12 protein-coding genes are annotated in these 11,845 nt (G+C 35.0%); 4 read left to right on the top strand and 8 right to left on the bottom strand.

Going from position 1 to position 11,845, the window contains the following annotated elements; genetic code table 11:
- Positions 1-10 precede the first annotated feature (10 nt).
- On the bottom strand, positions 11-892 hold the full coding sequence (locus M2373_RS03920) for a helix-turn-helix transcriptional regulator (protein ID WP_259107750.1): 882 nt from the start codon (positions 890-892) through the stop codon (positions 11-13).
- A gap of 145 nt (positions 893-1,037) precedes the next feature.
- Between M2373_RS03920 and M2373_RS03925 the strand changes: the two genes are divergently transcribed.
- From M2373_RS03925 to M2373_RS03935, 3 genes are all read left to right on the top strand, one after another.
- Positions 1,038-1,382, top strand: a complete 345-nt coding sequence (locus tag M2373_RS03925; protein WP_259107753.1) for a MerR family transcriptional regulator — start codon at positions 1,038-1,040, stop codon at positions 1,380-1,382.
- 276 nt (positions 1,383-1,658) lie between these two features.
- On the top strand, positions 1,659-2,468 hold the full coding sequence (locus M2373_RS03930) for a C-type lectin domain-containing protein (RefSeq protein WP_259107756.1): 810 nt from the start codon (positions 1,659-1,661) through the stop codon (positions 2,466-2,468).
- Positions 2,469-2,729: 261 nt separating this feature from the next.
- Positions 2,730-3,989 (top strand): helix-hairpin-helix domain-containing protein, encoded by a 1,260-nt coding sequence (locus tag M2373_RS03935; RefSeq protein ID WP_259107758.1) that lies wholly within the window; start codon positions 2,730-2,732, stop codon positions 3,987-3,989.
- Positions 3,990-4,299: 310 nt separating this feature from the next.
- Here M2373_RS03935 and rluF read toward each other — a convergent pair whose 3' ends face one another.
- From rluF to M2373_RS03965, 6 genes are all read right to left on the bottom strand, one after another.
- Positions 4,300-5,022, bottom strand: a complete 723-nt coding sequence (gene rluF, locus M2373_RS03940; protein WP_259107761.1) for a 23S rRNA pseudouridine(2604) synthase RluF — start codon at positions 5,020-5,022, stop codon at positions 4,300-4,302.
- Positions 5,022-5,594, bottom strand: coding sequence for a hypothetical protein (locus M2373_RS03945; RefSeq protein ID WP_259107765.1), 573 nt, complete (start codon positions 5,592-5,594; stop codon positions 5,022-5,024). Before M2373_RS03945 ends, rluF begins: the two co-directional genes overlap by 1 nt.
- A complete protein-coding gene (truB, locus tag M2373_RS03950) occupies positions 5,594-6,292 on the bottom strand; it encodes a tRNA pseudouridine(55) synthase TruB (protein ID WP_259107768.1) in 699 nt (232 codons plus the stop codon). The genes M2373_RS03945 and truB overlap by 1 nt, the downstream gene beginning before the upstream one ends.
- Before the next feature lie 41 nt (positions 6,293-6,333).
- Positions 6,334-7,152: an undecaprenyl-diphosphate phosphatase gene (locus tag M2373_RS03955; protein WP_259107771.1), complete on the bottom strand. Its 819-nt coding sequence runs from the start codon at positions 7,150-7,152 to the stop codon at positions 6,334-6,336.
- Between the two features lie 90 nt (positions 7,153-7,242).
- Positions 7,243-7,542 carry a DUF3098 domain-containing protein gene (locus M2373_RS03960; protein WP_259107772.1) on the bottom strand — a complete coding sequence of 100 codons (300 nt, stop codon included), beginning with the start codon at positions 7,540-7,542 and terminating at the stop codon, positions 7,243-7,245.
- Positions 7,543-7,544: 2 nt separating this feature from the next.
- Complete coding sequence (locus tag M2373_RS03965; RefSeq protein ID WP_259107774.1) at positions 7,545-8,444, bottom strand: ABC transporter permease; 900 nt, start codon at positions 8,442-8,444, stop codon at positions 7,545-7,547.
- Positions 8,445-8,536: 92 nt separating this feature from the next.
- Between M2373_RS03965 and rsmA the strand changes: the two genes are divergently transcribed.
- The gene (rsmA, locus tag M2373_RS03970; protein ID WP_259107776.1) at positions 8,537-9,307 is read left to right on the top strand and encodes a 16S rRNA (adenine(1518)-N(6)/adenine(1519)-N(6))-dimethyltransferase RsmA; all 771 of its coding nucleotides are present in this window, start codon (positions 8,537-8,539) and stop codon (positions 9,305-9,307) included.
- A gap of 90 nt (positions 9,308-9,397) precedes the next feature.
- On the opposite strand, the gene M2373_RS03975 is transcribed toward rsmA, so the two are convergent.
- Positions 9,398-11,779 (bottom strand): choice-of-anchor L domain-containing protein, encoded by a 2,382-nt coding sequence (locus M2373_RS03975; protein ID WP_259107779.1) that lies wholly within the window; start codon positions 11,777-11,779, stop codon positions 9,398-9,400.
- Positions 11,780-11,845 lie beyond the last annotated feature (66 nt).

The following is an 11,845-nucleotide window of genomic DNA, read 5'->3' on the forward strand; positions in this document are numbered from 1 at the left end:
ATAGCCAAAACTAAGCCTTATATTTCCTTATAAATTGCGTGGGAGTCATTCCGGAAGTTTTTCGGAATACTCTCACAAAATAAGAATATTCTTCATACCCCAATCTGAATGCAATTTCCACAAGACTTTCATCAAGATACATCAGCATTCTTTTTGCTTCCAAAACAACCCTTTCTGTAATAACATCAGTCGCCGTTTTCTGAACAACAGTCTGAATAATTCTATTGAGATGCTTGGCCGAGATCCCCATCATCGAAGCATAAAATGCGATTGATTTTTCAGCAGTAAAATATTGTTCAACCAGATTTTCAAAATCCTGATAATGCTTAAAGTAAGAAAGGCTTGCTGATGAAGCAAGATGATCAAAATCTTTTGAAAACTGTCTTGCCGAGTGAATGAAAATCTGAGACATCAATGAAAGAATCAAACCATTCCTCATGATACCCTGAGAAAGATATTCATTTTGAAGCTCCAGAAACAGAGACAGTTTTTCGTTTAACTCATCTGCATTTAGCTGAAGTTTCCTGGGGGAAGTTACAGAACCGAAAAAAGGAAAATTCCTCAATTTCTGATTGACATAATGTATTTCATAAAACTGCTGCGAGCAAAAGAAAATATATCCTTCAATATCTTCCGAAAGCTCCCAACTGTGAATCTGCCCGGGAGACATAAAAAACAGACTTCCTTTAGAAACATTATATCTTTGAAAATCTATTTCGTGAACACCCGTTCCTTCAGTGAATAGAATAGTCGCATAAAAATCATGACGATGCGGCTTTTCAAGATGACGATGTCCCACTACCAGATGGTTTCTCATCGTGTTAAAATAAAAATCAGAAGTATCCTTACCCGCCTTAAAAAGATCAATATGAAGCACCGAGATAGAATCCATTTTTTTATTTTTAATTTAAATCAAAATTAACGAAAATAATATTGTCAAAAATCCTTTATAATAAACAGTTTAAAAGCATAATACCGCTCTATATATTTGTTGTGTTTTTTAAAAATTTTTATCTTTGAACATTAGGATTCTAAAAATGAAAATAAACTTACCCGATAAACTGTATTATTCAATAGGAGAAGTAGCAAAAGCTTTCGATGTAAACACCTCACTGATACGTTATTGGGAACAGGAATTCCCTATTATTAAGCCTAAAAAAAATAAGAAAGGAAACCGATATTTCACACCTGAAGACATTAAAAATCTCCAGATGATCTATCACCTGGTAAAAGAAAAAGGCTACACTCTTGATGGCGCCCGTATTGCACTGACCACAAACAGTAAAATTTCCGAAACAGTAACGATAATAGACAGACTTGAGTTTATCCGGGCCGAGCTTTTAAAACTTAAAGATTCTCTGGCTGAGAAAGACACTGAATAATTTCTACATTAAATAATATAAAAAGCATCCGAACGGATGCTTTTTTTGCAGTGTACAGTATTTGACATCCTGATTATGTTTACTATGATGATAATTAAGATGACTTTTCGCCTTATTAAATCTCATTACTTCAAAATTTACTTACATAGATAGCAATAAAGATTTTTTTTCAATCAAAAGTGAATAATTTCATTTTAAAATAAAGCAATATCATTATTGATATTGCAATAATAATTAATTATAATTACCTTTGTTTCAACCAAAATATAATATGTTATGAAAAATACAATTAATATGATAATAAATTTATCAATAATGCTATTCTCAACCTGTGCGTTTTCACAAGTAGGCATCAACACCTTAACACCTACTTCCACACTTGATATTAATGGAACTTTAAGAGTTAGAGATATCCCTGATGGAGATATTAATGATAGCCTTGTTGTAAAAGACAGCAACGGTAATATAAAAAAAATCGGAACGATAGCTGAATTTTATAATTACCATGTTCCGAATGCAGTGAACACTTATACTTTAGGATATGAACCCGTACCGGTAGCAGACAGAGATCTTACCGCGACAACTCCTAACGGAGGTGCAATCACAGAACTAGGCTGTAAACAATTTAGTGATAATGATCATTATTATTGTGCTTACAGATATACACAGTCACTTAGTTGGCCCCAGGCATTTCTATTAGCGGCAGAAATCGGTGGCTATATGACTACACTAACTTCAGATGCGGAAAGAGTCTGGGTAAATCAAAACATCGTTAATGCCTCAACAGGTTATAATTTAGACAGAAGCATATGGATTGGCTACCGAAAAATACAAACCCCTGGAAACCCTGTTATATTTCAATGGATAACCGGAGAAGATTTCATTGGAAACTGGGATGCTAATGCAAACTTTCCATTTGTAGAACACTGGTTTAGCCCAGGTGAACCTAATAATGCCAGCAACACTGAGGGAGCCACTGAAGTATTGCCCTTAGCATCAGATGTAAACAGAAGGTGGAACGACCGTGCTTATACTCCGGCAAGTACAACTTCTCACGTTCAACTAATTGTAGAATTTGATGAATAAAAAACAACATCCTATCTCACACATATTTATATTTAATGGGCAGTATTTATTTACTGCCTGTTTTTTTTAGATTACACCACACCTTTTTGTTCTTTAAAGAATCTTTATTATACATTTTTTCAGTTTATTTTTTTAACGATAGAGCTTAAATTATAGTTCAAAACAATTTAAACGTAACTCACTCATTGCTAATAAATCATATTATCATTAAGTTTACTCTATGATGAAAAAAGCTATTACCAAAAAGTTGCATTTCTAGGAATGCTGTTGATTATTTTATTTGTTTTTCAAAAATTCACAGGCAAAGAAAAAGAAGATTTTTCCGGTGTGAAATTTATCTCTGAAAATAATATTCGTATAAATCTAGCCGAATTTAACCCCAATGACCTTGATAATACACAATGGGAACAATTAGGATTTACAGAAAAACAGATATCTACGATCCTTAATTATAAAAAAATTGTCGGAGGAAAATTCATTTCCAAAGAGCAGTTCAAAAAATGTTTCGCTGTATCTTCTGAGAAATATTCAGAATTGGAAGCTTACATTCTGCTTCCTGAGACCAATAAAGAAGCAAAATCTTCCGGTTTTAAAAATTTCGACGGCAAATCTTTAATCATTAGAAATAGTTTTAACCCTGATCATTATTCCCAAAACGACTGGATAAAATTGGGATTCAGTGAACGCCAAGCAGAGGCTATTTTAAAATATAAAAATTATCTGGGCGGAAGTTTTGTAAGCAAGGAAAAATTTAGAGAATGCTTCATCATTAATGACGAAAATTATATAAAGCTCGCTCCTTATTTAATTCTTCAGGAAAAAACACCGGAGCATTTTAAAAATTATACTAAAAATACAAATGTCGGAAAAAACAAAATCCGATATCATGTGTTTGATCCAAACACATTGGATATTGAGGGGTGGCAAAGCTTAGGATTTTCACAAGGACAATCAAAAGTGATTGTTAATTATCGGGATCGAAACCTGAAAGGAAGCTTTAAAAATATAGAAGATATCCAAAAGTGTTTCGTCATCTCCGCTGAAAAATTTGAAGAAATAAAGCCTTATATCCAACTTAATCCCTCAACTTTGACAAAAACTGAAAATGAAAAGTCTGAAATGAAACAGGAAAAAACAGACTTTTCAAAAGTTGATTTGAATACAGTGACCTTTAAACAACTCTTAGAATTCGGATTTGATGAAAAAGCTGCCGGATCAATGCTTGGTTTTAGAAAAAAACTCGGTGGATTCGTTAATAAAGATCAAATTTTAACGACTTATAATATTGATAAAGAATTAATGCAAAAACTATTATCTACGGCTCAACTTAACACCTCAAACGTCATCAAATATACATTATCTGAAGCTCCTGAAGAGTGGCTGAAAAACCATCCTTATTTCAAATATTCAGCAGATAGAATTATTTTTTACAGAATCAGCGAAAAGGATGAAAAGAAAATCTGGAAATTGCTGAAAATAAAACCTGAATATGAACTTAGAATGAAATGGTATCTGAAATGATCCGTCTATCATTTTTAATTTCAAAAATGCTTCGAGAGCCTCAGCATGACACCGTTATACTTACTCTTTAAAAATTAAAGTAGATATAATGTCCATGAGATTCCCGAAGCATAAATCGTTATAGCAGTATTTTGAAAATCAAAAAAACAGCTCGCATATTCAATGTCAGTTTGAAATTTCAAAGTGTAAAATTTTGACCGTTGCTTTAAAAATTTCAAGCAGTTCGTATTCGCAATGTCATACTGAAGCTCTCCAAGCATTATTAACGAAAAATACAAATCAATACACTTTTGCTAATATCATCCTGCTTTTAATCAAAAGTTTTGCTTGACCCTTCAAGAAGTTTATTTAGCTGGGAAAGTTCCTCATCTGTCAAGTCCCTCCATTTTCCTACCGGGACATCAAGTTTAATATTCAGAACACGAATCCGTTTCAGTTTTTTCACTTCATATCCGAGATGTTCACACATTCTTCGAATCTGTCTGTTTAACCCTTGGGTAAGAACAATTCTGAAGTTCATATCATCTATTTTTTCCACTTCACATTTTTTTGTGACAGTGTCTAAAATAGGAACTCCATTTCGCATTTTTTCAAGAAATCTTGGATTAATAGGCTTATCAACCCTTACAATATATTCTTTTCCGTGATTATTTCTAGATCTCAGTATTTTATTTACAATATCTCCATCGCTGGTCAGCAGAATAAGTCCTTCACTCGGCTTATCCAATCTTCCGATCGGAAATATTCTTTTGGGATGGTTGATGTACTCAATGATATTATTTTGCTCCCGTTTTGTATCTGTGGTACAAACAATACCTACAGGTTTATTAAAAGCAATATATACATGATCTTCTTCCGGTTCACGGATCGGCTTTCCGTCAACTTCAATTACATCTTCATCGGAAACCTTTGTTCCCAGCTCAGGAATAGTACCATTTATTGTTATTCTGCCTTCTTCCAAAAGTTTATCGGCAGCTCTCCTCGAGCAATATCCAACTTCTGATAAATACTTATTAATACGTGTTTTTTCCATTAATCTTCTCCGTAACCTGTATAATTTTTATTGCTGAAAATAGTCACTCCATAACTTAATCCAATAAAGAATGGATTTGAATTTCCTAATTTGTGGTTTTCAAAAACGAGACCTCCTTCCTGACTCAATCTTTTTGAATAAGATACCTGCATCCCTAGTCTCAAGCCCCAAAATTCAGAATCGGACACTACAGAATTATTGATTTGTTTTCCATAATTAACATCTATATAAAAAGGGCGGTCACCGGGTGCAAAAATAAACTTCGGCTGAATAACCCAATAAACCAAATGATAATTATCTTCAATAAAGCTATATCTTAAACCTGTTCCAAGTGCAAAGTTAGGAAGAAAATTATAACCTCCCACTGCTGTAATTCCATATGTGAGTTTATGAGGCGCTTTAGGCTGAATATATTGAGAATTATTGGGTATTTCTTTTTCCTTCGCCAGATTGAAACCCATATGTAAAGAAGGATTGAAATAGAAATCCATCTTCTGCTTTTTTGTTTCTTTATCTTGTGAAAAAGTAAACACAGAAATACTGAAAGTCATTAGAAAAAGTAACTTTTTCATCATAAGCTTTCAAATCTGAATTCGCTTTCCAAAAACTGATCTGTTGCATTTTCGATGGTATAATCACCGATCTTTGTTCTTCTTAATTGTGTAAGATAGGCGCCAACACCCAATTCCTGGCCAATATCATGAGCAAGACTGCGAATGTAAGTTCCCTTTGAACATCCTACGGTAAAACTTACCAATGGAAAATTAATTTCAATATCTTTAATATAAAAAATAGTGGTTTTTCTGGATTTCATTTCTACCTCTTCTCCTGCCCTTGCCAGATTATAAGCCCTTTGTCCATCAATTTTTATCGCTGAAAATACGGGTGGCTTCTGATCTATCTCTCCTACAAATTTTTCCAAAGCTTCTTTAACCAATTCCTCGGTAACCTTTGAAATATCCTGTTGCAGGATTTCAGGCTTTTCGGTGTCATAAGATTCTGTCTGAACTCCAATTTTTATTTCAGTCCAGTATTCTTTTGGCGCATCCTGAATTTCGGAAATCTTTTTGGTGAATTTTCCACAACAAACAATAAGGAGTCCTGTGGCTCTCGGATCTAAAGTTCCGGCATGACCGATTTTGAATTTTTTAGGCAGATTAAACTCTCTCTTGAGTTTATATTTCATTTTATTGACTGCCTGAAAAGAAGTCCAGTCCAAAGGTTTGTCTAATAAAAATATGTATCCTGATTGCAGATCTTCAGCTGTCATGAATTTATAGGTAATGGGTAATTAGTAATTTTTTAATCTGATTATTTGAAAAAATAAAAGTAAATCAATAAAGCAATTCCTACAAAAATACGATACCATCCCCAAGGTTTGAAACCATACTTGTTAAGCACTTCAATGAAAGCTTTAATTGCAATTAAAGCAACAATAAACGCCACTACATTTCCAACAATAAAAATTGTAATGTGATCCTGTGAAGCCATAATCATTTCATATCCTTTCTGAGGATTAGCTGTTTCCTTACCCCATGTTTTCACAAAAACCGAATATACCGTCACCGCCAACATGGTAGGTACTGCCAGAAAAAATGAAAACTCAGCCGCAGCTTTTCTTGTTAATCCCTGTGCCATACCTCCAATGATAGAAGCTGCACTTCTACTCGTTCCCGGCATCATCGCAAGACACTGCCAGAAGCCTATAGTGACTGCATTTTTAATGGAGATTCCTTTTTCATCATTAATTTTAGGGTTTTTGAACCATTTATCGGCAAATAAAAGAACCACTCCTCCCAATACCAAAACAGATGAAATAGCAATCTGATTTCCAAGAACCGCTTCAATTTTATCATCCAGTAAATATCCTAAAACCAATGCAGGAATCACCGCAAAAGCTAATTTATAATAAAACTTAAGATTATTAAGATCAAAGAATTTTTTCCAATACGCTACCACGACCGAAAGGATGGCTCCAAACTGAATGGAAACCTGAAACATCTTTAAAAACTCATCTTCGGGTAAGCCCATTAAATTGGCTGTAAAGCCCATGTGTGCCGTTGAAGAAATTGGCAGATATTCTGTTAGTCCTTCAATGATGGCAATAATAATTGCTTTGATTAAATCCATAGTCTATCTAAAAATTTAAAGATTAAGAGATTTTGAAATTCAGATGATTCTAAATTTCGCCATTTCTTAATCTTCAAAATAAGTTTATTGTTATTTTCTTTTTAAAATCGCATAGCCTTCAATCACAAATCCTATGACCACAAATAGCGGAGCAATTCTGATTCTTCGGATTGAGAAGATACCGTCATTCCAGGAATTCGGGTCAAATTTACCATCTACAGTGTTGGCATCAGATCCCATCATCAGTAGAAAACCTACCACAATAAAAGCAAGACCGATAAGCATCCACTTAAAGTTTTGCTGTCCGAAATAGAACGTGTTCTCCTGTGGAGTTTCAGTAGTTTCCTTACCAAAACTTGCGGCGGAAAATTTATTTGTTTTTTTGCTCATTTTTAAGAGTAATATAAATCGTCAACGTTTGATTTTAAGAATCTCCAGGTTGCCACAATTGTACTGAGTACAGAAATAAATATTCCCACTCCGAATACCAATATCACCAACCAGAAATACTGCTGATTATCCTGAACGAATGCTGAACCGATCTGGCTTGTAAAATAATACCAGATTCCACATAATGCCAGAAGTCCGATAGCAGAACCAATGGCTCCCAAAATAACCGCTTCGATAATGAAAGGCTTAAGAATAAATCTTCTCTTTGCTCCTACCAGCTGCATGGTTTTAATGATAAATCTTTTAGAGAATATCTTCAGCCTGATTGAATTATTAATCAGAACCACAGCCAATACCAGGAACAGGATAGAAAATCCTAAGATCCATTTTAAAATTCTGCTCAGGTTGTTATAAACATCCACCATCAGGGTGCTGTCGTTTTTAACATCAATAATCCCCGGAACAGATTTGATCGCTTTTATAGCCTGATCAATTTTTGCAGGATCTACAAATTCAGGTTTTAGGGCAATTTCTATGGAAGATGGAAAAATATTTTCTTCGAAAAGTGCATCACTATCGATTCCCATACTTTTTTTAGCTTCTTTGGCAGCCATTTCTCTTGTGATGTAAGTGGCTTTTTTTACCGGAGCTAAAGTCTGTACCTCTTTGAAGGTCTCGGCCTCCATTTTTGCGATTTTTAAAGAATCTTTAGCATCATAATTTTCATCAAAGTACGCATTCACAACAAGCTGTTCTTTGATATAGTCGGAATATTTCTGAGCATTAATTAAAATAAGTCCCATTAATCCCAACAAAAATAACACTAAGGCAATACTTATTACTACAGTAATATTGCTAGACCGAAGTCTTTTCTTATTAAATTCATCTACAGATTTAGCCATTAATATTAAAATTTTTGGCTAAAATAGAAAAAAACTTCCGAAATTTGGGAACGAAAAAGAGAAAATCACTGTTAATAAAATCATAAAAAACTTTGAGTGTAAAAGCAAAAAAACATCTTGGTCAACACTTTTTGACGGATGAAAACATCGCAAGAAAAATCGTAGAAGGTCTTAGTTTTGAAGGCTATAAGAATGTCATGGAAGTAGGTCCCGGAATGGGAGTTCTTACCAAATATCTTTTGGAAAAAGACCAGAACATCTATCTTGCAGAAATAGATAACGAATCTATTGAATACTTGAAAAACAACTATTCGAGCATTACTGAAAACACATTTTCAGGAGATTTCTTAAAGCAGGATTTCAACTTTATTAATGAAGAACAGATTGCTATTATTGGTAATTTCCCGTATAATATTTCTTCACAGATTTTATTTAAAATCATCGATTATTACGAACTGATCCCTGAAATGGTGGGTATGTTTCAAAAGGAAGTAGCCGAGAGAACAGCTGCCGTTCCGAGAACAAAAGACTACGGAATTCTTTCGGTTTTAATACAGGCCTATTATGATACCTCGTATTTATTTACGGTTCATGAAAATGTTTTTAACCCTCCTCCAAAGGTAAAATCAGGGGTAATAAGACTGACAAGAAATCCTAAAGAAGGCTTGGCCGGAAATGAAGTTCTGTTTAAACAAATTGTAAAAGCAGGATTTAATCAAAGAAGAAAAAAGCTGTCTAATGCTTTAAAAATCCTGAACATTCCTGAAGCTTTGAAAACTCATGAATTCATGGATAAAAGAGCTGAAGAGTTAAGTGTTGCGGATTTTATCAACTTTACCATACTTTGGAAAGAAAATCAATAATAATTTATTCCTGATTTAACTTCCAATTTAATAAAAAAGCCTTTCAAATCAAATTGAAAGGCTTTTTTGTTTTGCATTATCTGAATTATATTATTCTCTGTTTTTTAGCATAATCCATCCGGACCAGTTCATCTGAGCTTTTGATTTTGGATATTCAAAATTGAACTTGTACCAGTACGTTGCGGTAGAAAGTTTCTTACCACCAAGCGTACCATCCCAGATCGGAGTATCTTTTGTAAATCTGAAAATTTCAGATCCGTATCTGTCGTAAACAGATCCTTTAAAGTTTTTGAAACTGCCTAAAGCCGTAAGATCAAGCACATCGTTGATACCATCCTGATTTGGCGTGATGATATTCGAAATATTGAAGGTATAGAAATCCAGAGTCCCCACGCAATGTGTCCCTACTCTTCTCACCTGAATATTGTAATTGGTATTATTTTGTAATCCATTAAATACATTTGAATCCTGCCACGTTACTCCTCCATCAACAGAATATTCTAATGTAGTAGGTGTATTATTCATTGGAGGGTTTTCTGCTGTAACGGTTAAAGTATTACTTCCATAATCTATGTTTGTAATAAAAGGAAGAGCCGGTGCTGCAACCTTAGCTTCAAAAGTTCTTGTACAATATCCGTTATCAATCGCTACGGTATACAGTCCCCACTGATCTACTACGATCGTCTGAGTGGTTTCTCCTGTACTCCATAAATATTTATAGTTAGGTCCTGCTCCGGCATCTAAAACTACTCTGTCTCCCAAACATACCTGAACATCTTTTAGTGAAGAAACAATTTCCGGAACCACCTCAACAGTAATGGTAGCAGGCTGTAAAGATTTACATCCTTTCGGTCCGATTGCATATACCGTAAATGTAGTGGTATTGTATAAAGTCACAGTCTGAGCATTTACCGTTCCCAGGAAGTTACTCCATAAATAAGTCGTTCCTCCGGTCGCTGTTAAATCCACTGATTCTCCCGGACAGATTTTTAATTTTGAAGCCACTACATGCGCTGTAGGGGTTTGTTCTTTCTGTAGGGTTAATTCTATCGTTTTACTACAGAAGCCTCCATTAGAAACTACTACATAAAGGATCTGACCATCATTGCCATTATAATTTAAAATATTCTGAATGTAATTTGCATTTTGAGCCACAGCATCTGCCTGGTTGACGTAAAAACGGAATATAGCTCCCGGCGTTGTGCTGATTAACGGCATCGCCCCTGAAAGGTCATAAGTTGTAATATCAGGAGTTGTACACAGCAGATATGTCGCGTCGTTGGCAACAGGAGTTTCGCCTCCGTTTATTTTGATGGTTGCCTCTCCCGGACATGGACTTCCCGGATAAGTCACCTGAATTTTATAATTTCCTGATTGAGTAGCGGTAATGACATTGGTAGTTGCTCCTGGTATTAGTGTACCATTGAAAAACCACTGATAAGACATATTCGGGTCGCTTACAGAAGCCGTAATCACCTGAGGAACATTATCACAGACATTGATCTGATCGGGTAAAGTAGCTCCTGTAGGATCTAATAACTCTACCCCAATATTGAAAGATCCTCCTTCCAGAAATACTGCAGAATCATAACTTCTGTCGGTAGCATCGGCAAGAACCATCTTGAAATGGTAAGATTGCCCTGGCGTTACTGTAGCCGTAGCAGTAAGAGGAATTGTTCTACCACTAAAATTGGTTTCTATATTTGCGGTATTATATCCTGCAAAAAATGCTGGATTTACAGCAGCACAGTTGAGAGGATTTCCGCTAAACTGAGTTGACGGACGAATATTGGTTACACTCACCGGACCGGCCCCACTTGGCAAAACGGCCATATTTTGATAAGGACCTCCTGTAGATGGTCTTAATAACAGCGCAAATGCATCCGAATAGTTACAAGGGAAATTTCCGGTATACTCTTCGGAAGCAAATAGATAATTAAATCTAACCTGAGATGACGTAGGTACGAAGTCAAACTCTAATATTACCGCATCCTGTAAGGGAACTATAGGATTGGTCGCAGCAACCAGATCCGGATCACTTCCGGTTCCTACATTGAAACCACCGGTACTGATAGGTGTATTTACATCAATATATGTATTTCCCGCTTCGGCAGCTTTACCGGTCATCAGGATAATACCATCTTTAAAAGGAAAATTGGTAGTTCCTTTATGAAAATATCCCCAGGCTCTGTCGTTATTACTTGCCGCCAGCCCCGGCGTTACCACTACGTTGGAAACATTGGGTGTCACACAAGAGTTGGTACCTGATGAAATCAGTATATCTTTCACCAATTGGGTGATATTATAACTTGTTGCAGCGTAAGAAGGAGCATTAACATCGATAAAAGCACCTGCTTTTTTATCTAAGCCGGGTCTTGGCTTCATGTTAACTTTTCTGGGTGGAAGATTTTGTGAAAAAAGAAAATTGGACGAGACTAAAAATAAGGAAAGTAGTAGTAGATATCTCTTCATAATATTTTTGTTTCAACAAATTTAATTTTTTTTTATACATCCCACATAGATATTTAACTTTTTTTA

It is taken from the genome of Chryseobacterium sp. JUb7, from assembly GCF_024806495.1.
Classification (GTDB): Bacteria; Bacteroidota; Bacteroidia; order Flavobacteriales; family Weeksellaceae; genus Chryseobacterium.